Source organism: Bacillus cereus group sp. Bc010 (genome assembly GCF_027716745.1).
GTDB lineage: Bacteria > Bacillota > Bacilli > Bacillales > Bacillaceae_G > Bacillus_A > Bacillus_A pacificus.
Genome location: NZ_JAQFUY010000022.1, coordinates 22683 through 48873, shown reverse-complemented (window position 1 = coordinate 48873; position 26191 = coordinate 22683). Strand labels below are relative to the sequence as shown.

Below are 26191 nucleotides of genomic sequence, written 5' to 3'. Positions count from 1 at the left end.
ACGTGAGCGTCTCTTTTTTTATTTCATATTTACAACCGTTCTTCCTTTTAACTTTCCTTGCAATATAAGTGTAAATTTCTCATCTAATTCTTCTAATGTACATTCTTCTGTATAAGATCGTAACTCTTTATTTCCCCATTCATTGGCTAGGAGCGTCCACACATCTCTTCTCACATCCACTGGGCATTGCACTGAATCTATCCCTAACAGGCTGATACCTCGTAAAATAAACGGATATACCGTTGTTTGTAATTGCTGGCCTGCCACATTACCGCATGTCGTTACGCACCCGCCATACTTTACCGTTTTTAAAGCTGTTTCTAACATATGTCCACCTACAGTATCGATAACCCCGGCGTATATTCCTTTTAACATTGGTCTTCCTGATTCATCATTCAATTCCGCGCGATACATCACTTTTTTCGCTCCTAGACGTAGTAGCATCTGTTCCTCTTCCATTTTTCCTGTCGCTCCTACTACGCTAAACCCTAACTTACTTAAAATACTAACAGCTACACTTCCTACACCGCCTGTAGCACCCGTTACTAAAACATCCCCCATACTAGGCGTTACTCCTGCTCTAATAAGCTTATATACTGATAAAGCGGCTGTAAAACCTGCTGTCCCGTACATCATACTTTCCTTTAATGACATTCCCTCTGGTAAAGGGACAATCCAAGATGCCGGCACGCGAATATATTCTCCAAAACCACCAGAAGTATTCATCCCTAAGTCATATCCTGTTACAATGACTTGATCCCCTACCTTAATGGTAACATCTTCACTACTCACAACCACTCCTGCTGCATCAATTCCTGGCGTATGAGGATATGTTCTCGTAACACCTTTATTACCTGTAGCTGAAAGAGCATCTTTATAATTTAGTGAAGAATAATGAACCTTTATTAATACGTCTCCCTCAGGTAAACTACTTACTTCTCTCTCGACAACGTTTCTTACAAACTGCTTACTTTCTGTTTCGTTCACAACAATTGCTCGGAATGATGTATGATTCATTATGCCCTCTCCTTTATCCGTAAATTTCTTCTTTATTATATAGAAGAAATAATTAAACCTACTCATTTCTTCATGGCTATATTTCAACAAATCTTACTTCTCTATTACTTTCTCACAATACATATTTTCATTTCCACTAAAACAACTTATACTTATTCTACATCTCAAAAATAAAATATAAAAAATCTGACTTTTTATAAATAAATTGAATTTTTACGAAATGTAAATGTTTTGTAATGTTTTTTTTCGTCAAATTTCATTATAATAAGTGGATATGAGTGTCGTATTTCAATCCAAATGAAGGAGTACAGGAAATGGAGCAAAACCCATCTTTGCAAGAAAATACACGCAGTAAACCGAAAAAAAGTAAGAAAAAAACAAAAATTATTATAAGCGTTATTCTATTCTTTTTAATAGTAGGTGGCGGTTATACTTGGTTTTTAGTAAATAAAGCATCTTCTGCTGTTCGAAATGCCGCACACGATTTAGCACGCGGTGATAAATCTGATTTACGTGATAAAGTTGTAAAACCTATTACAAACAATGTCTCTGTCTTAGTAATGGGTGTCGATGAAAGCGATGTCCGAGGAAAAGAATATGGTGAAGCTATAAGAACGGATGCACTATTACTTGCAACGTTTAATAAAGATAGCAAAACTGTAAAACTATTAAGTATTCCACGAGATACATATACGTATATTCCAGTGGAAAAGAAAAAAGATAAAATTACACACGCTCATGCATACGGTTCTACTAAAAACGGAAAAGATGGTGGACCACAAGCAAGTATTGATGCAGTTGAAAAATTACTAAATGTTCCTGTTGATTACTTTGTAAAGTTTAACTTCAAATCATTTATGAAAATTGTCGACGATTTAGGCGGCATTGAAGTTGATGTACCAGTTGAATTTACGGAACAAGATAGTAATGATAATGCTGATGCAATTCACCTGAAGAAAGGTGTTCAAAAGCTAAATAGTGAAGAAGCTCTTGCTCTTGCTAGAACACGCCACATCGATAGTGATGCAATGCGTGGGCAACGTCAACAGCTCGTTATTGAAGCAATTTTAAAGAAACTAACAAGCGTTGGATCTGTAACAAAAGTTGGTAACATCATTGATGATATTAACGGACAGTTCGTTACAAACTTAACATTCGATGATATGCTTTCATTCTATAAGTACGGATCGGATTCAGAAATTGAAAAATTACAAATTCAAGGTGAAGACTGCTACATGGCAAAAGGTGATGATACTTGTAGCCAATCTGCTGGTGGCGGCCGAACGTATTACTACAATCCAGATAAAAAAGAATTAGCAAAAGTTACAAATGATCTTCGTACTCATCTTGGATTACCTGCATATACAAAAACAGACTCTGATTCGAAAAAAACAAGTACAGAGAAAACAAAAGAATCTAAGTCTGAAAATTCAAGTGAACGCGAATCAAGTAACAATGAAGTGAAAAATAAAAATAGCAATGAAGATACAGAAACATCGTCTAACGACAATGAATAATAAAGAAGCAGTTCTCTATGGAGGTAGAGTACTGCTTCTTTTTATTCCGTCACAATCAAAAATCAGAACTTTCTAACTATCTTTTTTAATATTTTTAAATTATAATAAATAGTAGCAATCTATTCCAATTATCAGGGGGCTCATACATATGAAAGCTGCAGTAAAACATAACATCTCAGATTTTAAAGACTACTTAAAGTCAAACGATATATACATGGAAGAAAATATAGATGAAAATGATGGTTCTGTTCATTTTTCAGTAGGGTTAGAGACAGAAGCTGGCGCAAAAATTCAACTTATCGCTGCTTTCCAAAACGAACATCCTACTGTAGATATATACTGCTTCAATGTTGCTCATGTACCTGATGCAACAGCAACAAATGATATTTTGCACGTTATTAATGAATTAAACACATCTTATCGCTTTGCAAAATTCACATTAAACAAGCAAAATGCAATTGACATTTCAACATCTCTTGCATTCTCAGAACCAAACTTTAATCCAGCACTTGTCTTTGAACATACGAGAATGCTATATAAATTAGCAAATGACGAATATAAAAACTTAATGAAAGTGATTTGGGCGTAAATGAAAGGATGGGCTGCAAGCAGCGCCATCCTTTTATTTCGATATCATATCAACCCACATCTTAATAGCAGTTCCTACAATCAAAATCGATAACATATATTGCAGTGCTTTTTGATTGATCCTCTTCCCAACTCGCGCTCCAAGCGGCGCAGCAAAGATACTTGCAATCGCAACAATAAGGGCTGGAACTACAACTACTTGCCCAGTTATCACTTTTCCAGTCGTAATCCCTACTGAGGAAATGAACGTAATAGCGATAGAGGTTGCTATCGTTGTACGTATCGGCAATTTTAAAATAACTAGCATAATCGGAACTAAAAGGAACGAACCTCCAGCACCTATAATGCCTGATGCTCCGCCTACAATAAATGCTAACAAACTTGCTAACCATTTATTATATTTTACTTCATCACCATTATTTCGTTTCGGTACGAACATCATAATAGCAGCTATTGTTGCTAAAGCTGCATAAACAACATTGACCGTATGTTCCTCTAATATGTTAGCACCAAAACTACCTATGAAACTTCCTATTAATATACTAGCTCCCATATATACAACTAGCGTTTTATCCATCTCATTACTTTTCCGATAGGCCCATGCCCCTGCAAAAGTTGCAAAGAATACTTGCACCGCTGTAATACCACTTACTTCATGTGCAGTATAGCCAGTAAATCCTAGCAATACCGGAATGTATAAGATCATCGGATAATTAATAATCGCACCGCCAATTCCAACCATTCCTGATATAAACGATCCTATAAACCCAATTATAAAGAGTAATACGACTAAACTCACCTTATATCCCCCGCCTTCTAAAAAGAAGGTGATTTAAATGAATAAGTTCACATTTCCATCCGAAGCATCTGCTAAATAAGCTCCTACTCCTGCAAACTCTATCCCTTCCATAATCTCTTCCTCTTTTAACCCTAATAAATCTACTGTCATTTGACAAGCTACAAGTTTAATCCCCTGTTCTTTCGCCAAATCTATTAAATCTGGTAAAGGCATCGCATTATGTTTTTTCATAATACCTTTAATCATCTTTGGCCCCATACCGGCAAAATTCATTTTCGATAATCCCATTTTGTCAGCACCACGCGGCATCATCTTTCCAAATACTTTTTCGATGAAAGTTTTCTTTACCTTCACATGCTCATCTTTCCTTAAAGCATTTAATCCCCAAAAAGTATGAAATATAGTTACCTCTTGATCATACGCCGCTGCACCATTTGCAATAATATAAGCAGCCATCGCTTTATCGTAATCTCCGCTAAATAAAACGATTGTTGTTTTCTTCTGTTGTTCCATGTTGTTCTCCCTCCAATTACCTATAGGGGTATTTTTATTGTTATAAAAAATCGTTTCACCCTATTCTACTTTCCCTTCCCACGCTAACATACCACCTACCATATTGATCGCTTGAAAACCGTAGCTCTCTAAAAATTGAACTGCTCGTGCACTTCTTCCGCCAGAACGACAAACGATGATATACTCTTTCTTTTTATCCAACTCATGCATACGAAACTCCAATAGTCCTAGTGGAATATTACACGCTTCTGGAATTTTCCCTTCAGCTACTTCTTCTACTTCACGTACATCTACGATATTTACTGCTTCTTTACGCAACAATTTTTCTTCTAATTCTTTTGCTGTCATTTCTTTCATTTTACATTTCCTCCTCACAAACCATTCATCCCGCCTGAAACATTGATAACGTGCTGAAACCCTAATTTCTTTAATACTTTTGCTGCTTGCTTACTTCTCATCCCGCTCTGACAAATAACGATTACTTCCTTATTTTTATCTAACTGACTTGCTCTACTAGCTAACTCATTTAAAGGGATATTTTGAAATCCTTTCATATGATTTCCTCTATATTCACTTACTGTACGAACATCGATAAGTTGTTTCCCCTTTTTTCCCGCTATATTCTTTAATTGTTTTCCACTTATATTTTGAACACCTTTAACTGGTAAAAAACGCGACATAACAACTACTACAGCAAATACAATGAAAAGCGTACTTAGTATTGTATTCATATAACCAACCTCTCTATATTTATAAAACTACTACGCCTTCTTAATCCAAAACTTCAGCACATCATCTTCTTCTACATGCTTTACAATGTCATGACCACTTTTATTTGCCCATGCTGGAATATCCTTAATAGACCCTTTATCCGTTACATGTACTTCTAACACTTCTCCCGTTTGTAAAGTATCCATCGCTTTCTTCGTTCTTACAATCGGCATTGGACACGCTAAACCTGTTGCATCTAATACTTGTTTTACATTCATCATCTATTCCTCCATTTTTTATTTATTTCATTATTCGTGCACTGCACAACGATTTGGACCAATCTCCATTTCACGCTCTTTATCCACACTTGGGTGAATTTTACCCATATTGGTTTGACGGATTTCTTCATATGCATTTGGCTGAGGTGGTAAGTTTTCTGTTACAGTTTTACGGAACTCTACCTCATCCTCAATATTTAACCCTGCATTATTCGCAAACAAATCTTTTAATTTTGCGCTAACAATACCACTTTCGGTCATTTCACTTACTTTTGAATAATGAGCTGGTAACACAACTAAATTTTGAGATAGCTCTTTATATCGGCTATACAAAGTATTACGTAAATCACTTACCCAATCTTCAGCCTTCCCAGCAAGATCTGGACGCCCGATTGAATCCACAAATAAAATATCGCCTGATAATAAATAGGAATCATCTACAATAAATGATGTACTTCCAATCGTATGCCCCGGTGAGTATAATGCGTCAATTCTAATTTTAGTACCCCCCACCGTAATAACAGTTCCTTCAACAAGCGGTTCGTATGAGAAAACAACTTCCTCCGCATCTTTTGGCGGTAACCAATACGTACCACCGACTTTTTCCGCTAGCTTACGTCCTCCAGAAATATGGTCTGCATGTAAATGCGTATCCATTACATTCGTAATCGTAACACCATGCTCTTTCGCAAATTCTTCATACGCTTCAACTGTTCTTACTGCATCAATAACTGCTGCTTCACCGTTTGAAACGACCATATAAGATAAACAACCTTTTCCAAGGCGGTTAAACTGATACATACTTCCGCCATTTTTTAAATCTCCAACTTTTATAGGCTTTACATATTCACTCCAAGCCTTCATACCACCAGCTAAATAATAAATATTTTCTAACCCAGCCTCTGTTAACTGCTCTGCCACAAATATAGAAGACCCTTCTTTTGCACATACTACTAAAACATCTTTATCTTTAGGCAATTCACTTGCAATATGATCTACACCCTCTAATAAATCAAAGTACGGCACATTCATTGAAGTAACTTCTTTTCCTTCAATTTTCCAATCTTCATAATCCGCCTCATTACGAACATCTAAAATAAACAACTCTCCGAATAAAACTTTCTCTGCAACATCTTTCGCTTGTAACGGTTTAACATTCATTCAATTACCCCCGTAAGTATATTTTTATTTAAAAAATTTTAATTCTTTATATTCCCTTGCCACTCTAACATGCCTGGAATGACATTCTTCACATTTACATAACCTTTCTCTTTCAACATGTGGCAAGCTACATCACTACGGTTACCAGTTCGGCAAACAACATAAATTTGCTTCGTCTGATCTAAAGCTGCACTGTCTAAATCTCCTAACGGCACGGAAACAGCCGATGGTATATGACCAAAAGCGAATTCCGCTGCTTCTCGAACATCTAATACAATATACTCTTCATCACTTAATAATATCTCTTCCAACTCCGTATTCGTAATTGTAAGAGGATACTTCGCTACTTCATTCAATTCATGTTCATGTGCTTTTCTAACGTAATGCCTCAAAACATCGCCCTCTTGTTTCGTCCCGATATATTGATGCCCTACTTTATTCGCCCAGCTTTGTATGTCTACTGTAGACCCTTTATCTGTTGCCTCAATCTCAATCACTTGTCCTGACGTCAATCCTTCCATCGCCTTCTTTGTTTTCACAATCGGCATCGGACAAGCCAAACCTTTACAATCTAAACTCATATCCACTTTTATACTCATAGTCGATTCCTCCACAATTTATATACATATACCTGTAGGGGTATATTAAAATGTTTTTGAAAATCTGTCAACTCTTACGTTTGACAGATTATCGGCTTTTTACAAGTAATTGAACAGCTTCTTTAATTAACTCTTCATTTGAACCATTACCTTTTTCAAACTGCTCACGTAAACATTGCTCTAGATTTGTTCCAACAACAAGTCCAATTGTACGATCAAGTGCAGAACGAGATGCCGTTAACTGTGTAATAACCTCTCGGCAATCTTTTCCTTCTTCCATCATACGAAGCACACCACGAACTTGGCCTTCAATACGTTTTAATCTATTTTTCATATCTTGATTGTATTCCACTATAGACCACCTCCGTAATTATAACTATATTATACATTACTTTGTAACTTTGTATAATATCATATACCCTTAAGGGTATATTGTAAAGCGTTTTATTTTTTGAAACCTTCTAAGGTATAGTAAAAATGCAAAAGCTACTGATTGTATTAGCTTTTGCATTTCTCAACTACACTGCATTATTATCTTACTTCTTATAAACTCTTGTTAAAAATATAATCCATTTCTCCACCTAACGCTGCCGCTGTATCACCCGTTTTTCTAAAATCATGTGTATATATTTCTTCAAATGTACCGAAATCTACTTGCTTATAAAATTCAAAACAAGGGAATCCATCATGCTCTCCTTGAACATCGATAGTACCATCCTTTTTCACACAGACATGTAATACATAATCTACAGGAGGTGCATATACATTTAATGGATTACTTGCACTCGCACTCATTTTAAATTGTACGCCACCGGAATTCCATACGATATCAGTACACACAATATTTTCCGTACTCGCTTTTCCAGTTCTTTTATTCACCGAACCATCTGGATTCGTAACCTTCTCTGTCGTAATACCCGTATTCGCATATGAAAACACTTCTTCTTTATAAAAATCCACTACTACCTCTTGCTCCACTCTAGAGCGCATCGTATTTACCGCATGTGGTGTAAATTCACGTGAATCACCTTCAAATTGGATTACTTGTCCTGTTTCCATATCCTTCTTAGCTTCAGTCCAAGACATTGGAATAAATACACTGGCTCTAATTTTTACGATATTAGTCATAAGAAACACCTCTATAATTCTAATTTTATATACTGCATTATTTAATAAAAAATCCACCATTTCAGCTACATAATTAAAGCCTTTCTCTTTTATGTTGGCTACTTCCTTCATAAAAATGGTGCTATATTTTCGTTTTAAAGTTATATTCCATTTCTCCAGCTAGTGCTGCTGGAGTATCATTTGTTTCTCTGAAATCATGTGTATATATTGATTCAAACGAACCAAAATCTACTTGTTTATAAAATTCATAGCAAGGGAAACCATCATGTACACCTTCAACATGCAAAGTACCACTTTTATTAACTCGTATAGCCAACAAATAATCAGCTGCGGGTGCCGCCGCATTTAACGGATTACTTGCACTTGCTCTCATTTCAAATGAAACTTCATCTTCACTCCATACAATATTAGTACATGCGATGTTTTCTGTACTTGTTTCTCCCTTTTGATACTCAATTGAGCCATCTGGATTTGTAATTTTTACAGTAACGATGCAAGCATCTGCATATGTGAAAATTTCTCTTTTATAAAAATCAACAATCACTTCTTGTTCCAATCTTGAACGCTTTGTATTTACAGCGTACGGTGTAAATACACGTGCATCTCCAGCGTATTCAAACACTCTTCCTGTTGCAGCATCCTTAATAGGCTTCAGCAATGCATACGGTGCAAATACACTCCCTCTAATTTTTACGATATTAACCATGTGAAACCTCCATTGATTCTATATTATATAAATCATTATTTGTTCTACAACATAATATAGTCAATTTGATTGACTATATTATGCATAGTACAATAAGCATCATATATAGTCAACTTAATTGACTACAAATACGGAGGTTATATACATGGATCAAACATTTAACGAGTTAGATCTTACATCGCTTTTATCATTATCATTTAGCACATTAATTACTGAACTACATGACAAATTAAATGAATTGGGATTTGAAGATATTAGGCCAGCACATGGTTTTATGTTCAAACGCATTCTACCTAATGGAGCAACGGGTATAGAACTAGCTGAATATTTAGGGGTTTCAAAACAAGCTGTAAGTAAAATGGTGGATTCTCTTGAGAAGAGTGGCTACGTTACACGCAAAACACATCCTACTGATAAAAGAGGGAAAATCATTGTTTTAACCGAACGTGGTTTGTCAGTATTGAAAGCAAAAGAAAAAATAGTAGCTGAAATAGAGCAACAATGGATTGAAAACATAGGTGCTGAACGAATGCAAATGCTCAAAGAAGATTTAACAACATTCGTTACGAAAGAAAATACAGGAAAATTATCATCAAATATACGACCTGTCTGGTAAACAAAAACTCCATATAAAAACGAATCCATTTTGATTATTCTTTTTCAAAATGGATTCGTTTTCTACAATAATATATTTATTACTCTCGTTTCATCTCTATCATTAACCCTAACTATTTGCGTCTCACTATTTGGTAAAAATACGATATAATTTCCCTTCCTCACATTCTTCCAAATAACTTTCCCTTCTTCATCCGTTTTCCCTATTGAAATCCCAATTTCTTTACTCGGCTCAGGTGATTCATCTTTCATAAGTATAATTTCAAAATCTTTTATTGGCTGTTTTTCTTTATTTTTCACGTGAAAAGTTACAGAATTAACAATCTTACTAAACTTCTTTTCATTATTTGCTATAGAACTAGACATTATGATAATGACCAATATACAACATAAAATCCATATAAACTTATTATATTTATTCAGACCATTTTTTAAGATTATTAAAAACATCATCTGTCACCCGATTTCCAGAATTCCAAGAATTCCTTCCTACTGTATGGGTAGCTATTATTGTTACACCCGTACGAGAATAGTCATGATATACAGGTGCTCCACTTTGACATCCATAAGTGTCCATCTTATATGTTAAAATTCTAGGACTAGTTCCTTCAATTGGTCCATAATCTGTCCACATAGTATATTTTTCATTTCCTACTTTATCACACGGATACCCTGGAACTACTGCAAGTAACCCCTTTGGAGACTCTACATTAGTAGTTCTATATCCTAACCAACCTGTATAATCTCCAGGAGATCCATTTAATTTAATGGCTCCATAATCAAATTCCGAATCTCCATCATCAGTCCATCCACTTACTGAATAAAGCTTTGTCCAACTATAAGGCAAATATGGTGCTTGGTTTCCATTTCTACCAGGAGTCACAATAACATTTTTTGCCCATCCACCAAGCTTTTTATTGTAAACACAGTGCCCAGCTGTAAATACTGTATCTTTACTAATTAGCGCTCCTGTACACCCATAAACCTCTTGTCCATTAAATTGAATTACTAAGTGTACTATAGCCCTATAAGGATACAAAGTTGTATCAGTAACTCTAATTCGATCATCTCTTTCTATTATAGAATGTGTAAGGATATTAGATGAATAATTAAAATTACTGTCTCTTAATAAGTATCCCCAATCTTCCCCACCATGTTTACGCCCTTCAAATGAAGGTGAAACAAGATCTTCTCCCCTTCGATCATTACTATACAAAGATTGTTCTTGAAAAAGTACACGTTCTCCCTCATTGGAAACTGATGTCCACGGTACATCTTCTGCATACACCTTTTGATTCACTAAAAATACTGTACAAAAAAAGATAAAAAGAACACCAAAACTATAAAGAGCCAACCTACATCTTATAGAAATAAAGCTATCCAACATAACTTACCTCCTATACAAATGATAGCGAACAATTGAAGATCCCTTTATAAATTCTAGTTTTTCTTTTTTTAGAAGTCAATGTAATTAATAATAATAATCATTATTAATTACATTGACTTAACAAAATCACACAATTAGTCATATTCTTTACTCTGCGTTCAAAAATCTGTCTCATTAAAGGTTTACTTTATTACATAAACCCGTAACCTTCTTCACAATCAGCTCCGCAGTATTTTCCTCCAGTGGCATCAATAAATTCGTAACCGGTCCATACACTACAGGGCTTAATTCCACTTCATATCCACCATATGCGAATTCTTCTTTCGTTGGTAAGTAACCAATATATCCGTTCGTATATCCACCAAAGAAAGCTAGTTCATTTTGAAGACTCTCTTTCATTTCTAACGCAGTCTCTGAAAAAGGTTCCATCGGTATACCAGAGAATATACCATCATTAATTTGAAACAGTTGCACTTCTAAATCAATACGTAACTGCCGAATACCTTGCTTATATTTTTCTAAAACGATAGTAAGCCATTCATCCGTATTCACGCCCCACTGTTTCTCTGCTAATTGAGCCATGCTTCGTATCTCATTTATTCCAGGAATATCTTTCAACTTCATTTGCATCGTACTCGAAACTGTTCTTAAATTTACAATTGGGCTGTATGTAACTGTTGGCAACATCGTTAATACATGTCCACTAAGCGTGTAAACCATTTGTTTTAACGCTTCCTTTGAACCTCTATACTTCGCATTCACATTACCAGCAGCTCCTTGCACAATCATAACAGGACAGTTTACGATTTTCTCAAGAATCTCTCTCGTCATTCCAGGATAATCTGCTGATAATACATCACTATCACCTTTTAAAACATTCGGATGCGCAGTACAAAATACTACAATACCAGATAGCTCCTTCGTTTCAGCATTTCTTATTGCTAACATGCCAATACGTTTATCTACAACACCATCTATATTTGTTCCCATCTTTGCTCTTCCATCAGATGTTCTCTCTCTTCTGTTTACCCCAATATCACCTGTCGTAACACCCCAGCCAACTTCACATAGCTTCAAGTTGTTATTCGCAGTAACCGCACCGTGCACTACATTATTTACTAAAATCGTTTTATACGACTGTACGAGCGGATTATCACCGACCGTCTCTGGACCGGAATGCGTATGAGTATAAACAACCGTTATTCGCTCAAACGGCACATGAAGTTCACTCGCTACTTGCTCACGAATCATATTCGTATCTTCTACTAACATCCCAATATTATCAATACTTATAAACACAGTTTTCATTTCACCTTTTTCAAATACAAAAACCGTCCCATAAATACGTTCTTCAATATTATTTATTCCTGTCTCTCTATGATATCCGACAAAATCAATACCTATAGGCGGCGTAATATCCACCTTGCATACCCCTATTCTGCTCATTTGAATCGCTCCATTTCTCTATGTAACTCCCTTTTTCAAGAATAGCATATTTGAAAATTTGTTCCAGATGAAAAAGACCGGATATCTATGTCGGGCCTTCCCCAAGGTCTATCATATTAATAGGAAGGCACCGTTAATCAGCTATATATTCACTTCTACCAAATCTATAACAAACCTATACCCCAGGAGGTTAAATATACACTATAAAAACTTATAGTATATCTTACGATTGCACTACATGCATTGCTTTACAATGTAGCTTTTCGTTTCACTTAACATCAAAATATTACAATTTTAGATAGAGAAAGCATTTTCATTGTGATATTATGAATCCATATTATTGAAATTAACGGGAGGATACTATGAAAAATCGCTATTTAAATACTTTATTATTGGGGATTATTGCTGTACTCATCGCAATATTTGTTTTAGGCTATTTTAATATCATTTCTTTACCCCAAAAGAAATCTGTTGTTACAAAACAAATTGATTCAACAAAAGAAACGAATCAACAAAATTCCAACAAGGAAAAGCAAGAGTCCAAAAAGAACAATGAGTTGGCTATAGACGAAACAGAGGTTTCTTTACTAACTAAGAATACAAAAGGAGAAACTATACCACTAGGAAAATCAGATTTAGGCACAGCACTTGACTACGAAATTTCGCCTAGCGGAGATAAAATAATTTTGAATAGCCGTGTATTAGCTGATGAGCCAGGTAAGTTATCCTTGTATGATTTTAAGGCAGACAAACAGACAGTAGTGAAAATAGATTCCAAATTAAATAACTCACAGACTTGTAAGAGCGTTACATGGATTGATAATAATCACTTATTGCTTGTAATAGGTGGAGCTGCAGGAAGTGCTAACCACGGTGGGGATTTATACACTTATAACGTACAAACAAAGGAATTCAAACTCTTTAAAGAACGTCCTAAAAACATTAGTTATACAAAAGTAGTTGGGGATATGGATTCTTTCTATTTTATCGGTATTCAGTACACAGATGACAATTATAATGAATATACTGGTTATGTTGAAACCGTTTCTACAAACGAAATCAAAAATTCTTTATAGTAAATGTGTGCAACAACTTGAATGTGAGTAAGGATTTTTAAGTTTATAGATTTACTAGTATTCTAGTTGTTGGTATAAAAAACACATAATGAAAAACAGATCAAAAAAGCCACTATATACATAGTGGCTTTCCTTATCACACATACTTCCGATGCACCATCTTCCCATCATAAGAAAACACAACACCCTTACTCTCTACGATCGACTCCATATGCACCGTTCTTCCCCATAGCTGATGAAGATATGGCAATACCTTTTCTAAGTATTTTAAATCGAGCTCAATTCCTTCGTAATTATGTTTAATGTACAATTCTCCATTCTTTAAGTAGTCCCCGTCTTCTACTACTAAGTACGGGAAACCACCATTTGTCCGCATATTTACGAGCTGATCACGTACATGCTCCCACTCTTTATCTATTACTTTATATTCTTTTCCTTGACGCTGGAATAAGTACATATCTTCTCTCATTACGAGATCTTTATTTAAGTAGTTTCTTAAAAACGATACGTCCCATTCGATTTCGCGTACTTCAAAGATTTTGTCACGACCAGATCCTGGTTTGACACCTCGTCTTTTCATTTCTTCTGTCGGGTTGTTGTAGCGCTCCTCAATATCTTCAAACATTTTAATACCGAGGTAGTATGGATTAATGCTTGTTTTGGATGGCTGAACGACGCCCGCATTTAATTTCGCAAATTCAATTGCTTCATCAGATGTTAAGTCCATTTCGCGAAGTATGCGTTGATGCCAGTATGATGCCCAGCCTTCGTTCATGATCTTCGTTTCAAGCTGTGGCCAGAAATATAACATTTCTTCACGCATCATCGTTAATATATCTCGCTGCCAATCTTCTAGCTCACGGCTATATTCTTCAATAAAGAGGAGTAAGTCTTTCTCCGGTTGTGGTGGGATTTTCTTCTTTTTACGCACATTGGAGCGTTCCCGCTTTTTATTTCGATTATCTAAATTCCATAAGTCATCGTATTGCGATACCTTTTTCTTTTCTACTTCTTCCTCTTCTAAATCATCAATACTCCATGCAAGTTTTGGACGCATGAGCGACGGATCAATATGCTCTTGAATGGCAAGTACGGCATCTAAAAATGTTTCTACCTCTTCTTTTCCGTACTTATGCTCATACGCTTTCACCCGTTCAGCTGTCGCTGACATACTTTCTACCATATCTCGCTTCGTATTTGAAAAACGAATATTATTTTTAAAGAAATCACAGTGCGCTAACACGTGCGCTACGATTAATTTATTTTGAATTAACGAGTTCGTATCTAATAAAAAGGCATAACATGGATCAGAGTTAATAACGAGTTCGTATATTTTACTAAGACCTAAATCGTATTGTAATTTCATTCTGAAAAACTGTTTCCCAAAACTCCAATGTGAAAACCGCGTCGGCATCCCATATGCACCAAATGTATAAATAATTTCCGCTGGACATATTTCATAACGCATCGGATAAAAATCAAGCCCAAATCCAGTCGCAATTTCCGTAATTTCCGCAATCGCATATTGCAGTGCTTTATCGTCACTTGCTCTCATTATTTTCCCTCCTTACACTTTCCCTTAAGAAAGTGTATGATTGAGAACAAGCTTTCATGAGGATTGATTACATAATAAAAAGACACCCTCGCAAAAACGAGAATGTCTCATCTATTAACCTTCAATAATCTCCATCTTCTCCGTAATCGGTGTACGAGCTTTTCCTTCTGGCGCTTTATCGAAATAGCCAAGGTGAAGAATTCCAACGATGCGTTGACCTCTTGTTAAACCAAGTCCTTCTATAAATAATGGATTGTAGTTTAATCCACCTGATTTCCAAACACAACCTAATCCACGTTCCCAAGCAAGAAGTTGGAAGTTTTGCATAAATGCACATGTTGCAGCGTAATCTTCGTCACGTTGAATTTGACGTGGGTCTTCATTTATATATACAACAATTTGTGCTGGCGTGCTTAAGAAACGATCAGATAAAATTTTACCTCGTTTCGCTCTTTCTTCTTCTGTGAAAGAGTTTAATACTGCATCTACTAATTTCTGACGGCCGTCTCCAATGTATAATTTACAATTCCATGGTTCACGATGTTTATGATTCGGTGCCCACGTTGCGTCGTTTAATAGTTCAATTAACAACTCTTTGTCTACTGCTTTATCTGTAAATGTACGAACAGAACGTCTTTCTTTAATCACATTTGCGATGGAAGTATATGTAGTCATATTTTTCTCTCCCTTATTTTTATCTATATGTATACGTTTATTATTGATATTGATTTTCAATTTCGATTATACCTTAGTTTTTTACTATTAATCAATGTTTTATGTTGGAAAACTCCCAAAAACTTCATTTCATACTGTGAATAAAAAAACTTGATTTGTTCACAAGTATTTCACATTTTATGGAAATGATATGTGTACAGTTTTCCACATCATCTATCTAGGAGGAGTTTATATGTACAAAAAAATCGCAGTAAGTATGACTATGGCAGCATTATTATTCGGTACAACCGTCTTCCCCACTTTCGCTGCTATGCCAAAAGAAGTAACATTGCATCATCATAAACCAATTTCAGAAGAAGAAATGCAATCGCTCGAAAAACTCGGTTATAACAAACATGAAATTTGGAAAGCTGCCCACATTGCAAGAATGAGTAAAAAAAAAATTAAGGACGTTTTAGCTTACTATAAGCAAAATAAATCTTGGGAGAAAACAGCTGAGCATTTCGGGGTAGATCCAAGTAAGTTGAAAAAGCATCATATGAATAAAGAAACGAAAAAGGCACTGCTGCAAGAATTAGCAAATATGCAAAAATCTACACCAGACGGGCTACAACAAAAAATGAAAGAATATAATATCGGATTACGTCAGCTCACGATATTAACAATCATCTCTCAAAAAAGTAATACTCCCCTTGATGATGTGCTAAAAATGAAAAAAGACGGAATGGATATGAAACAAATTGCCGAAAAATTAAACGTAAAAAAAGAAGATATACGAGCAGAAATGATTAAATTAGTAAAGTCTATTAAGGAAAAGAAAACAAATTAATACGCCAAAAAGGAAGAGTTTTTCAATACTCTTCCTTTTCTTTATGAACTTTCAATTTTCAAGTATAAATTCCCGTCTTTCCCAAAAACTAACACAAGTAAATGATATATGTTAGGGGGTGTGAAAATGTTTCGTTTATCATCTAAAAAGAAAAAACAAACCGTCTGTTCTATCCCAGAGTTTATCCATACTATGAAAGAATCAAGTGACTTCTCTTCTTATAACATTATAGAAGATGGCACATTATGTTTGTTTTATTATAAATCGACAGTAGAATCACTTATTATTAAACGATTCATTTTAGCACCTATAAAAGATAAATTGGACGTGATTCAACATATTGATGATATTTTAAATATTGTATCTATTGAAGACATCATCATTTCTCCTTCCATTGATGATATTCGCGAAAAATTATTAGGTGGGTATGTATTATTACAGCTAAAAAAAGATTCAGAACAAGCAGCGTATGCACTTCTACGCGCTGAAAGTACAGTTTTAGGAACGCGTTTAGTAAATGACACAGAAAATGAATATAGTGTTATTGGCCCTAAAGTTGGTTTTGTTGAAAATGTTGATATAAATATACATTTATTACGCCGAAATATCGTAACCGAGCAATTAATTTTTAAAGAACTTAGCGTTGGTTCTATGTCAAAAACTAAAATCGTAGTTGCTTACATCGAAGGAATTACAAATGAACAGCATATTAACACTGCAACGCAACGTCTACAAGATATTGATTTTGATTATCCTTTTGATGCAACTATGATTGAACAGTTTATTAGTGATAATAGTAACTCTCCCTTCCCTGTTTTACTACCTACAGAGCGTTTAGATCGTTCTGTTTATGCATTACTAAATGGAGGAGTTGTCATTTTAACAGACGGTTCACCATATGCGTTAGCTGGACCAGCAACATTACTCGATTTTTTCGTCTCTCCAGAAGACTATTATTTACCATGGATGGCAGGTTCATTTCTTAGATTAGTTCGCTTTTTTGGAGCAGCATTCTCTCTGTTTTCATCAGCTATTTATACAGCTGTACTAACGTATCACTATCAAATGATTCCAGCAGATTTACTTGGACCAATTATTTATTCTAGAGCCAACGTACCATTTCCACCTGTTTTGGAGGCACTTTTTTTAGAAATTACAATCGAATTACTGCGCGAGGCTGGGGCGCGTTTACCGACTAAAGTTGGCCAAACGATTGGTATTGTTGGTGGGATTGTAATTGGGCAAGCATCTGTTGAGGCTGCTTTAACAAGCACCATCTTATTAATTGCTGTTGCGCTGTCTGCACTAGCTTCTTTTACAACACCAACAGTAAAAATGTCTTCTACTATCCGAATATTACGCTTCCCTCTCATCATTTTAGCTGGAGCATTTGGAGGTGTAGGTCTTATCGTCGGATTTGTATTCATATTGGCTCATTTAATTCGCTTAAAATCACTTGGATCACCTTATTTATTACCTTTATATCCATTTCGCGGTTTAGGTACAGCTGAAGGACTCCTTCGCCTTCCATTTAGTCAAACTGCAGGACGAGCTTCTTTTCTAAGACCGAAAAAGAAATGGCGCTATAATCCAAACAAAGCGAAAGAAAAACGCGACGGTGAGGAAAAATGAAAAATATTTTATTATGCTTTTTCATTATCATTTTAATTTTTCAATCTGGTTGTACAGAAGCAAATATAGTTGATACACAACGAATGATTCACATAGGTGGATTCGATATTATAAAAGATAAAAAATTTCGCGGGACAATTTTATATCCTGATTACACAAAAGGCGTACAATCTAAACCAGAAACTCAATCCACTCATGCAGGAACAATTGAAACAATCTCTTCCCTTCTAAACGCCAAATCCCCACATACGATCGCTGTGGGGCAAATGCGTGTTGTCCTATTTGGAAAAGCATTTGGTGAACATGGACTTGGAGATGTTATTAACAACTTACAACGTGATCCTAACATTGGCCGAGATGTGCAACTCGCGCTTGTAGATGGTTCAGCAGAAGAATTACTTAAACATGTCAGAACAAACGGCTCGCTATATCTATCTGAACTACTGGAACAAAATATAAAAAACGAGACAATCCCGCGGACAGCTTTAAATATTTTTTTATATAACTTCTATTCATCTGGATACGATTCATTTCTTCCTTACATTCAAGTATCAGAAGACAAATCTGCTTCCATTAAAGGGCTCGCTTTTTAAAAAAAGGATAAAGTAGCTATGTATACAGATAGGAAAAGGTCTTTTTTATTTAAATTACTCATTAATCCAACTAAAAATGGACGTTACGAAGTTTCGATACGTCAAGGTAAACATAAAGGATTAATTGCTACTCAAAACTTATCTGGAAAAAGTGTATGTTCGCTTTCGCCAAACGGTGATATTCCGAAAGTTAACATACACTTAAAATTAAATGGACTTATAAAAAATGCTCCCAGCTGGCTGGATTTATCAAAGAGTAAAAATATAAATTACGTAAAGCGACATATAGAAAAAACGCTTGAAAAGGATTTAAACGGACTAATAAAACAATTCCAAGAAAATAAAATTGATCCAATAGGAATACGTGAAGAAATTCGTAGTCATTCAAGAAAATGGAGCATGAAACAAATTCAAGATATGTATCCTAATGTAGACGTTGCTGTCAATGTAAAGATTAATGTCGTACAATCTGGTATCGGAGAATAGTGAGGTGCTATCATGACTGGACAAGATAAAACACATACTGTTTCCCCTTATTTCACATTCCTTCTATTACATTCTCTTCAAATTGGAGTAGGTGTATTAGGATACCAAAGGATTATTTCACAATTTGCCGGTTATGATGCTTGGATTTCTCTTATTATTGCTGGTATTGCAACTCATATTGTATTATTTTGTATGCTGAAAATGTTAGAAAAAGATAATGATTTAATGAATATTCATACGACATGTTTCGGAAAATGGATTGGAACATTCTTTTCCGTATGTTTTGCTGCATACCTTCTATTATTTTGCCTTACTGTTCTTCGTACATATATTGAAGTTATTCAAGTTTGGGTCTTTCCTACAATTAAACCATGGAAATTAACTTTACTATTTTTACTGGTAGCTTATTACATAATTAGAGGCGGCTTTCGTTCTGTAACTGGAATTTGTTTTTGGGGCGTTATTATACCGATTTTCGTCCTGTTATTCTTAGTTTTCCCAATGAAATATGCGCATGTCCGTAACATTTTCCCAATTCTTACTCATTCACCTTTAGAAATTCTAACTTCAGCGAAAGCATCTGCATTAGAATTTCTTGGATTTGAAGCAATCCTTGTTTTTTATCCATTTATTAAAAAAGGAAAATCGTTAAATAAATGGGCACATGGTGGTATTGTTTTTACAACAATTCTATACGTAATACTGGCCATCGTTTCCCTTATGTACTATAGCCCAGGGCAATTACATCATACCATTTGGCCAACATTAACGATGCTAAAAATCATTAAAGTTCCTTTTATCCAAAGGTTTGAGTACATTATTATTTTCTTATGGTATCTTATTATTTTACCTAATCTTTGTTTAACCATCTGGTCTTCTTGTTGCATTAGCAAAAGATCTTTTCACATACCGTTTAAAATCACACTGCCATTTTTTATCGCAACCATATTTATTTCATCTTTATTTTTCACAAACCGTGAAAGTATAAACACATTAAACACAGTACTATCTCAAGCTGGTTTATATATTGTATATGCTTATATCCCTATTTTATTTCTATTTCATTCGCTAAGATGGCGCTTCAAAAATCATTCAAAAAAATCTTCAACCGATACACCGTAATCTCTGATACAATTTGATTAATACATTTGTAAAGGGGACAAGCGAATGAAAAAATATGTATTTTCTTTACTTGCAGTACTAAGCTTAATTCTTGCTGGATGCGGAAGTACTGGTACAAATGACCAAAAATCTTCTGAATCAAAAAAAGAGGAACATGACCACGCATCGCACACTCAGCAAGCTGACATTCAAGAGAAAACAAAAGGAATCGACACACTTCCTACCTTCCTAGACAAGCTTGATCCACAAATGAAAGACATCTACACTGTCGCTGGACAAAATGCAGAGCTATTAGATTGGATTCCATGTTACTGCGGTTGCGGTGAAAGTGTAGGACATAAAAATAATAAAAACTGCTTTATTCGTGAAATTAAAAAGAATGGTGAAGTTGTTTGGGATTCCCATGCAACGACTTGCGTCAATTGCCTAGAAATCGCAGTTGAATCTGCTTCGATGAAACAAAAAGGAAAATCAACACTTGAAATTCGTAACTATATCGATAATAAATACAAAGAAGGCTATGGCAAACCAACACCTACGCCAATGCCAAAAGCTTAAAAAACGAGGAAACACCTCGTTTTTTTTCATTCACTTTTTTTCTTAACAAATTCTTTCAAGTGTATTTCTCCTTACTTATCACACACTATATATAACTCTCGGTAAGGAGGGTACACAGTGCAAACATATAACGATTATGATAAAGCTCTCTATTACACGTATTGCTGTAATTGGGATAAATTACTCGTTCTCATGGTTCAAACGAACGATCAATTATTTTCTAAGCGTATTGAGCATTTTTTACACGCTTATCAATACAGTAAAGAACTGCCAGAAGTTGATAAACAATTGCAGCTCCTATTTCAATATATTGACCACGCATCCCAAAAGTCACATATAGAAGAAGTAGAGCAAATTCAAATGTAAACTATAGCGCTATTCTCTTCTGGAGAATAGCGCTTTTTTAAAATGTTCATATCAATAAAAGTTTCCCCTTATAAAACTTTTATTGATAAACATATTTTTTCTTTCTTTTCTGTACCACTTCATACTATAATTTAGTATGTAACTATTATAAGAGAGGTATAAAATATGGGACGAGAAAAAAAGCAAGAATATGCTTTATTTACCGCGTGGGGAGCTTCTTTTATCGCTACACTAGGAAGTCTATACTTTTCCGAAATCATGAAATTTGAACCTTGTGTCCTTTGTTGGTATCAACGTATTTTCATGTATCCATTCGTTTTATGGCTCGGTATCGCTGTAGTAAAAAAAGACTATCGCATCGCAAACTATTCTTTACCAATCGCAAGTATTGGTGCTTGTATTTCTTTATATCACTATGCAATTCAAAAAGTCGCAGCATTTTCGGCTGCAGGGGCAGCTTGCGGCCGTGTACCATGTACGGGAGAATACATAAACTGGTTCGGCTTTGTGACAATCCCGTTTTTAGCACTTATCGGCTTTATTACAATCGCTGTTTGTAGCTTTATTGTCATCAAAAACAAATAAGGAGATGAAAGAATGAAAAAAATGCTTATATTTGGCGGTATTATTATCGTCTTATTTGCGGCAATCTTTGCTGTAACTCAAATGGAGAAGAAAAACGCATCGACAGATGAAAAAGGTTACTACTCAAATAAAATTTCTCTTGAAGATCTCAATAAAAATATAGAAGATAAAAAAGAACAAACGATTTACTTCTATCAAACCTCTTGCGTTCATTGCCAAAAGGTCTCTCCTATTGTTGTACCTTTAGCGAAAGATTTAAATGTTGATATGAAAGTAATTGATATTGAAAATTTAAACGAGCCTTGGGATAAATACAATATCCAAGGAACACCGACAATTATTCATTTTAAAGATGGTAAAGAAGTAAGCCGTATTAGCGGAGAACAGTCAAAAGAAAAGTTTAAAGAATGGTTTGAACAAACGAAAAAATAACGAGAAAAGGAAACTCCTTCTACACATGAAATGGACGTAAAATTCCAAACTAATGTATAAGGAGGGGGTTTTATGCCAGAAGTAAGATGCTCTGTTTCCAATTGCTCATTTTGGGGACAAGGTAACTTTTGTCAAGCAAGTGCGATTATCGTTCAGCCAGATGCCGATGAAACGGGTCAAACTGAAAATGAATCGTATACAAGTGCAGTTTTAACGAACGAAACGCTAGAAAGTTCTGTAGCAACAAGTGTAGAGACTTGTTGTCATACATTTAAGCCAAAATATTAAACATAAAAAAATACAAAATAACAAGAACGGCCGTCCCGCATAACGTAATGCGCCGATATATACTCTTCTCTCCTTCCCTCGCTTTCACAAAGGCTAAAATAAATCCGAAGAACAATATTAAATCAACATATGGAACATAAAAAGAAAAAACGAGAAACGCATACAAATACACGATAAATAAACAGGTCGTTACTAAGAAAACTTTAAACGCAAATTCACTTTTCATAATGTAACCGCCCCCTATCTGTACTGTATTATATTCAGCAAAATACAATAGTTGCAGTTAAACTCGAAGTAGAAATAAGCTACCGTCTATCATACGGTAGCCTATTACGGAACATTATATTTCCGTTTATATATATTACTTAAAGCTGAAGAAGGAATTTGCTCATAACGAATTTTTTCTCCTGTTTCATCCACTATATACAAATTGTTTCCTATATAATATATTCCATCTTTTCGTTTTGAGTACACTGCATACCTTTCGTTTGGCAATACCATTTTCACTTTCGTTAGCTGTCCATTCGGTTCTTGCCAATATATATCCACGCGATCTACTAACGTAAGCATACCAATTTGCTCTTCTTCTACTTTACGACCATTCCAGCTCACAACACGATAACCAAGCTTATTCGCTTCATATTCCGGGCTCGTATGAAACCGAGAAATGATTACTTTCGTCTGTAATTGAACTCGGTCATATAACCACTGTATATCCCTGTCATGCATACGAATACAGCCATTTGATTCCCTACTTCCAATTGTCCATTCCCGATTTGTCCCATGAATCGCATATTCATTTTTATCTAGTCCAAGCCATCTCGTACCAAGAGGATTATTCGGTGCACCACCAGCTATTTTCTTTCGATGATATTCTTTATTTTTAAATTTAGTTATAATACAAAAATTACCTTCAGGTGTAGGAGTACGATCTCTTCCAGTTGTTACGGGGAATGTTTTTGTATAATTTCCATTTTCAAAAAAAGATAATTGGTTTGTCGTAAGGTTCACTAATATTAGATGATCTGTATTAGCAAAGGCACTAACCGGTAGGATGAAAAATAATAGTATGACAAAACATAATTTTTTCATCTATATCCCTCCCCTAGCGCCACTATAATAAGTGGAATTAACTTTACTTTGCTCTTATAAATGAAAACTATCCATTTACAATAACGCCCCCATTTACATGTATCATTTGCCCAGTAACATAGGATGAATCATCAGACGCTAAATATACGTATGCTGGTGCTAATTCATATGGCTGGCCCGGTCTTTGCATCGGAACATTGCTTCCAAACTGTGATACTTTTTTCTCATCAAAGCTCGATGGAATAAGTGGTGTCCAAATCGGTCCTGGCGCAACACCATTTACACGAATCCCTTTTTGCACTAATGACTGAGAAAGTGATCTTGTGAAAGCAACGATTGCCCCTTTCGTTGCGGAATAATCAATTAACGTTTCATTTCCTTCGTATGCAACGATAGACGCTGTATTTATAATGACATCCCCTTGCTTTAAATGAGAAAGTGCAGCTTTCCCAACGTGAAAATAAGAAAAAATATTAATACGAAAAGTCTTTTCTAGCTGTTCTGCTGTAATATACTCTAGTCCTTGCTGCGGATATTGCTGCGCGACATTATTTACCAAGACCTGCAAACTACCTAACTGCTGGACGGTCTCTTGAACAACATCTTTACAATGCCGTTCATCACTTAAATCACCTGGTAACAACACACACTTTACACCTTCTTGTTCCACACGTTGCTTCGTCTCATTTGCATCTCCATCTTCATCAATACGCAATCGCAATATTTGCTCCCTCTTTCGCAAAAGCGATAGAAACAGCTCGTCCAATTCCACTATCTCCCCCTGTAATTAATACATTCTTTCCTTTTAACTTTTCGCTACCTTTATAATTTGGATCTTCAAACTGTGGTAGAGGATTCATTAATGATTCAATACCAGGTTGTTTATTTTGATGTTGCGCTGGCATTGTTATAAAGTTTTTTTGCTGTGGCATAGCTTCTTTCAACTCCTTTTTCTTATAATGTGCATAATAAAAACTGAAATTCACACATCAAGTTACGATTAATATTCGAATTTAAGACACAAAATATGAATTGTTGTAAACTTTTTATGCAAAACTATTGCAAAATAGATAAAAAACGAATATTATATATAACTGTTGTGAAAATTATTCGTAAACAGAAAGGATGTTTATATGTTTAACCTTTCAAAACATAAAACTTCTATTAAAACTGAAATTATGGCAGGTATTATTACCTTCTTAACAATGGCATATATCATTGTCGTAAACCCAGTTATCCTTGGGGATGCAGGTGTTCCATTTGAACAAGCATTTACAGCAACAATTATCGCTGCTGTTGTCGGAACATTATTTATGGCGATCTTTACAAACTTACCAATCGCAATTGCACCAGGTATGGGATTAAATGCTTACTTCTCTTACTCTGTTGTAAAAGCTCATGAAGGCATGACTTTCGCAATTGCATTCTCTGCTGTATTCGTAGCAGGTATGATTTTAATTTTGTTATCATTCACATCTTTCCGTACAAAATTAATGGAAGCAATTCCTGAAAACTTAAAACATGCAATTACTGCTGGTATCGGCCTTTTCATCGCCTTTATCGGTTTACGTTTAACAGGTATCGTTACAAAAAATGAAGCAAATTTAGTTGGACTTGGTGATCTTCACTCTGCTCCAGTACTACTCGCATTAGCTGGACTTGGAATTACAATTGTCCTTATGTCTTTAAATGTAAATGGCGCACTATTTATCGGTATGCTATTAACTGGTATTATCGCTTTCTTCACGGGACAATTATCATTCTCAAACGGTGTTACATCAATGCCTGGATTACCAGAAGGCATTATCGTTTCAAATCCAATTACTGCTGTATCTGATGTAATTAACTACGGATTATACGGCGTTGTATTCTCATTCTTCCTTGTTACATTATTCGATACAACAGGTACATTACTTGGCGTTGCTCAACAAGGTGGATTTATGAAAGATGGAAAGCTTCCAAAAGCTGGACGAGCTCTTCTATCTGACTCATTCTCAGCAACAATCGGTTCTATGTTCGGAACAACACCATCAACAGCTTACATTGAATCATCTGCTGGTGTTGCAGCTGGTGGTCGTACTGGTTTAACAACTGTTACAGTAGCTGTTTTATTCGCACTAGCAGCATTCTTCGGACCATTAGTAAGTGCCGTTTCTGGTGTATCCGCTATTACTGCACCATCATTAATTATCGTTGGTAGTCTTATGATGGGCTCAGTTCGCCACATCGATTGGGACGCATTTGATGAAGCATTCCCAGCATTCTTAGTAATCTTAAGCATGCCACTTACATCAAGTATCGCAACAGGTATCGCACTTGGATTTATTTCATACCCACTTATGAAAGTGGCAAAAGGTAAGTTCCGTGCTGTTCACCCGCTTGTGTATGTATTTGGAATCTTGTTCGCTTATCAATTGATTTTCTTACCACATTAAAA

General features: G+C 35.3%; 31 protein-coding genes and 2 pseudogenes. 14 read left to right on the top strand and 19 right to left on the bottom strand.

The features are described from left to right. Positions 1 to 18: 18 nt before the first annotated feature. Entirely contained in the window at positions 19 to 1017 is a 999-nt protein-coding gene (locus tag PDQ68_RS20550; RefSeq protein ID WP_016716533.1) for a YhdH/YhfP family quinone oxidoreductase, read from the bottom strand. Positions 1018 to 1331: 314 nt separating this feature from the next. Here PDQ68_RS20550 and PDQ68_RS20545 point away from each other — a divergent pair, with 314 nt between their 5' ends. Then, positions 1332 to 2534: an LCP family protein gene (locus PDQ68_RS20545; protein WP_016716532.1), complete on the top strand. Its 1203-nt coding sequence runs from the start codon at positions 1332 to 1334 to the stop codon at positions 2532 to 2534. A 148-nt stretch (positions 2535 to 2682) separates the two neighbouring features. Next, positions 2683 to 3123, top strand: coding sequence for a hypothetical protein (locus PDQ68_RS20540; protein ID WP_000642359.1), 441 nt, complete (start codon positions 2683 to 2685; stop codon positions 3121 to 3123). A 33-nt stretch (positions 3124 to 3156) separates the two neighbouring features. On the opposite strand, the gene PDQ68_RS20535 is transcribed toward PDQ68_RS20540, so the two are convergent. From PDQ68_RS20535 to PDQ68_RS20490, 10 genes are all read right to left on the bottom strand, one after another. After that, positions 3157 to 3921, bottom strand: a complete 765-nt coding sequence (locus PDQ68_RS20535; protein ID WP_016716530.1) for a sulfite exporter TauE/SafE family protein — start codon at positions 3919 to 3921, stop codon at positions 3157 to 3159. A gap of 33 nt (positions 3922 to 3954) precedes the next feature. Next, positions 3955 to 4434: a DsrE/DsrF/DrsH-like family protein gene (locus PDQ68_RS20530; protein ID WP_016716529.1), complete on the bottom strand. Its 480-nt coding sequence runs from the start codon at positions 4432 to 4434 to the stop codon at positions 3955 to 3957. A gap of 60 nt (positions 4435 to 4494) precedes the next feature. Then, complete coding sequence (locus PDQ68_RS20525) at positions 4495 to 4791, bottom strand: rhodanese-like domain-containing protein (protein ID WP_061183490.1); 297 nt, start codon at positions 4789 to 4791, stop codon at positions 4495 to 4497. A 14-nt stretch (positions 4792 to 4805) separates the two neighbouring features. Further along, positions 4806 to 5165, bottom strand: a complete 360-nt coding sequence (locus PDQ68_RS20520; protein WP_016716527.1) for a rhodanese-like domain-containing protein — start codon at positions 5163 to 5165, stop codon at positions 4806 to 4808. A gap of 30 nt (positions 5166 to 5195) precedes the next feature. Beyond that, positions 5196 to 5426, bottom strand: coding sequence for a sulfurtransferase TusA family protein (locus tag PDQ68_RS20515; RefSeq protein WP_016716526.1), 231 nt, complete (start codon positions 5424 to 5426; stop codon positions 5196 to 5198). A 27-nt stretch (positions 5427 to 5453) separates the two neighbouring features. Next, complete coding sequence (locus PDQ68_RS20510) at positions 5454 to 6584, bottom strand: MBL fold metallo-hydrolase (protein ID WP_061183491.1); 1131 nt, start codon at positions 6582 to 6584, stop codon at positions 5454 to 5456. A 38-nt stretch (positions 6585 to 6622) separates the two neighbouring features. Further along, the gene (locus tag PDQ68_RS20505) at positions 6623 to 7183 is read right to left on the bottom strand and encodes a sulfurtransferase TusA family protein (protein WP_270786927.1); all 561 of its coding nucleotides are present in this window, start codon (positions 7181 to 7183) and stop codon (positions 6623 to 6625) included. An 88-nt stretch (positions 7184 to 7271) separates the two neighbouring features. Beyond that, positions 7272 to 7535 carry a metal-sensitive transcriptional regulator gene (locus PDQ68_RS20500; RefSeq protein WP_000456204.1) on the bottom strand — a complete coding sequence of 88 codons (264 nt, stop codon included), beginning with the start codon at positions 7533 to 7535 and terminating at the stop codon, positions 7272 to 7274. Positions 7536 to 7726: 191 nt separating this feature from the next. Further along, the gene (locus tag PDQ68_RS20495; RefSeq protein ID WP_029141060.1) at positions 7727 to 8311 is read right to left on the bottom strand and encodes a DUF3238 domain-containing protein; all 585 of its coding nucleotides are present in this window, start codon (positions 8309 to 8311) and stop codon (positions 7727 to 7729) included. A gap of 121 nt (positions 8312 to 8432) precedes the next feature. Further along, complete coding sequence (locus PDQ68_RS20490) at positions 8433 to 9017, bottom strand: DUF3238 domain-containing protein (RefSeq protein ID WP_270786926.1); 585 nt, start codon at positions 9015 to 9017, stop codon at positions 8433 to 8435. Between the two features lie 145 nt (positions 9018 to 9162). Here PDQ68_RS20490 and PDQ68_RS20485 point away from each other — a divergent pair, with 145 nt between their 5' ends. Then, a complete protein-coding gene (locus PDQ68_RS20485; RefSeq protein ID WP_000372889.1) occupies positions 9163 to 9633 on the top strand; it encodes a MarR family winged helix-turn-helix transcriptional regulator in 471 nt (156 codons plus the stop codon). Between the two features lie 62 nt (positions 9634 to 9695). On the opposite strand, the gene PDQ68_RS20480 is transcribed toward PDQ68_RS20485, so the two are convergent. From PDQ68_RS20480 to PDQ68_RS20470, 3 genes are all read right to left on the bottom strand, one after another. Continuing rightward, entirely contained in the window at positions 9696 to 10082 is a 387-nt protein-coding gene (locus tag PDQ68_RS20480) for a DUF2606 family protein (RefSeq protein WP_000478580.1), read from the bottom strand. Next, entirely contained in the window at positions 10048 to 11019 is a 972-nt protein-coding gene (locus PDQ68_RS20475; protein ID WP_061183493.1) for a trypsin-like serine peptidase, read from the bottom strand. Before PDQ68_RS20475 ends, PDQ68_RS20480 begins: the two co-directional genes overlap by 35 nt. A gap of 174 nt (positions 11020 to 11193) precedes the next feature. After that, positions 11194 to 12465, bottom strand: a complete 1272-nt coding sequence (locus PDQ68_RS20470; RefSeq protein WP_029141059.1) for a neutral/alkaline non-lysosomal ceramidase N-terminal domain-containing protein — start codon at positions 12463 to 12465, stop codon at positions 11194 to 11196. Between the two features lie 362 nt (positions 12466 to 12827). Between PDQ68_RS20470 and PDQ68_RS20465 the strand changes: the two genes are divergently transcribed. Continuing rightward, positions 12828 to 13541, top strand: coding sequence for a DUF4652 domain-containing protein (locus PDQ68_RS20465; protein ID WP_016716520.1), 714 nt, complete (start codon positions 12828 to 12830; stop codon positions 13539 to 13541). A 136-nt stretch (positions 13542 to 13677) separates the two neighbouring features. Here the strand turns inward: PDQ68_RS20465 and spoVR are convergent, their stop codons facing one another. Then, the gene (spoVR, locus tag PDQ68_RS20460) at positions 13678 to 15096 is read right to left on the bottom strand and encodes a stage V sporulation protein SpoVR (RefSeq protein ID WP_016716519.1); all 1419 of its coding nucleotides are present in this window, start codon (positions 15094 to 15096) and stop codon (positions 13678 to 13680) included. Positions 15097 to 15210: 114 nt separating this feature from the next. After that, positions 15211 to 15771: a nitroreductase family protein gene (locus PDQ68_RS20455; RefSeq protein ID WP_000214805.1), complete on the bottom strand. Its 561-nt coding sequence runs from the start codon at positions 15769 to 15771 to the stop codon at positions 15211 to 15213. Positions 15772 to 16003: 232 nt separating this feature from the next. Here PDQ68_RS20455 and PDQ68_RS20450 point away from each other — a divergent pair, with 232 nt between their 5' ends. The 9 genes and pseudogenes from PDQ68_RS20450 to PDQ68_RS20410 all read left to right on the top strand — a co-directional run bounded on the left by PDQ68_RS20450 (position 16004) and on the right by PDQ68_RS20410 (position 22662). Continuing rightward, the gene (locus PDQ68_RS20450) at positions 16004 to 16600 is read left to right on the top strand and encodes a hypothetical protein (RefSeq protein WP_061183494.1); all 597 of its coding nucleotides are present in this window, start codon (positions 16004 to 16006) and stop codon (positions 16598 to 16600) included. A gap of 126 nt (positions 16601 to 16726) precedes the next feature. After that, positions 16727 to 18232, top strand: coding sequence for a spore germination protein GerYA (gerYA, locus tag PDQ68_RS20445; protein WP_061183495.1), 1506 nt, complete (start codon positions 16727 to 16729; stop codon positions 18230 to 18232). Beyond that, positions 18229 to 19311, top strand: a pseudogene (gerYC, locus tag PDQ68_RS20440) (spore germination protein GerYC). The gene gerYA and the pseudogene gerYC overlap by 4 nt, the downstream one beginning before the upstream one ends. A gap of 12 nt (positions 19312 to 19323) precedes the next feature. Next, positions 19324 to 20433, top strand: coding sequence for a GerAB/ArcD/ProY family transporter (locus tag PDQ68_RS20435; RefSeq protein ID WP_061183496.1), 1110 nt, complete (start codon positions 19324 to 19326; stop codon positions 20431 to 20433). A 45-nt stretch (positions 20434 to 20478) separates the two neighbouring features. Beyond that, complete coding sequence (locus tag PDQ68_RS20430) at positions 20479 to 20991, top strand: PCYCGC domain-containing protein (RefSeq protein WP_000761023.1); 513 nt, start codon at positions 20479 to 20481, stop codon at positions 20989 to 20991. A gap of 117 nt (positions 20992 to 21108) precedes the next feature. After that, positions 21109 to 21357: a YhdB family protein gene (locus tag PDQ68_RS20425; protein ID WP_001195458.1), complete on the top strand. Its 249-nt coding sequence runs from the start codon at positions 21109 to 21111 to the stop codon at positions 21355 to 21357. Positions 21358 to 21522: 165 nt separating this feature from the next. Further along, positions 21523 to 21942: a disulfide formation protein C gene (locus PDQ68_RS20420; RefSeq protein WP_000532255.1), complete on the top strand. Its 420-nt coding sequence runs from the start codon at positions 21523 to 21525 to the stop codon at positions 21940 to 21942. 12 nt (positions 21943 to 21954) lie between these two features. Then, positions 21955 to 22374, top strand: a complete 420-nt coding sequence (locus PDQ68_RS20415) for a thioredoxin family protein (RefSeq protein ID WP_000738460.1) — start codon at positions 21955 to 21957, stop codon at positions 22372 to 22374. Between the two features lie 72 nt (positions 22375 to 22446). Beyond that, on the top strand, positions 22447 to 22662 hold the full coding sequence (locus tag PDQ68_RS20410; protein WP_001115486.1) for a DUF1540 domain-containing protein: 216 nt from the start codon (positions 22447 to 22449) through the stop codon (positions 22660 to 22662). Here PDQ68_RS20410 and PDQ68_RS20405 read toward each other — a convergent pair. The 3 genes and pseudogenes from PDQ68_RS20405 to PDQ68_RS20395 form a co-directional block, all read right to left on the bottom strand. Further along, the gene (locus PDQ68_RS20405) at positions 22646 to 22888 is read right to left on the bottom strand and encodes a hypothetical protein (protein ID WP_061183497.1); all 243 of its coding nucleotides are present in this window, start codon (positions 22886 to 22888) and stop codon (positions 22646 to 22648) included. The genes PDQ68_RS20410 and PDQ68_RS20405 overlap by 17 nt on opposite strands. Positions 22889 to 22992: 104 nt before the next feature. Beyond that, on the bottom strand, positions 22993 to 23754 hold the full coding sequence (locus PDQ68_RS20400; RefSeq protein WP_000732021.1) for a L,D-transpeptidase: 762 nt from the start codon (positions 23752 to 23754) through the stop codon (positions 22993 to 22995). A 67-nt stretch (positions 23755 to 23821) separates the two neighbouring features. Beyond that, a pseudogene (locus PDQ68_RS20395) lies at positions 23822 to 24686 on the bottom strand (SDR family oxidoreductase). A gap of 201 nt (positions 24687 to 24887) precedes the next feature. Here PDQ68_RS20395 and PDQ68_RS20390 point away from each other — a divergent pair. Beyond that, positions 24888 to 26189, top strand: a complete 1302-nt coding sequence (locus PDQ68_RS20390) for an NCS2 family permease (RefSeq protein ID WP_000482726.1) — start codon at positions 24888 to 24890, stop codon at positions 26187 to 26189. Positions 26190 to 26191: the final 2 nt, after the last annotated feature.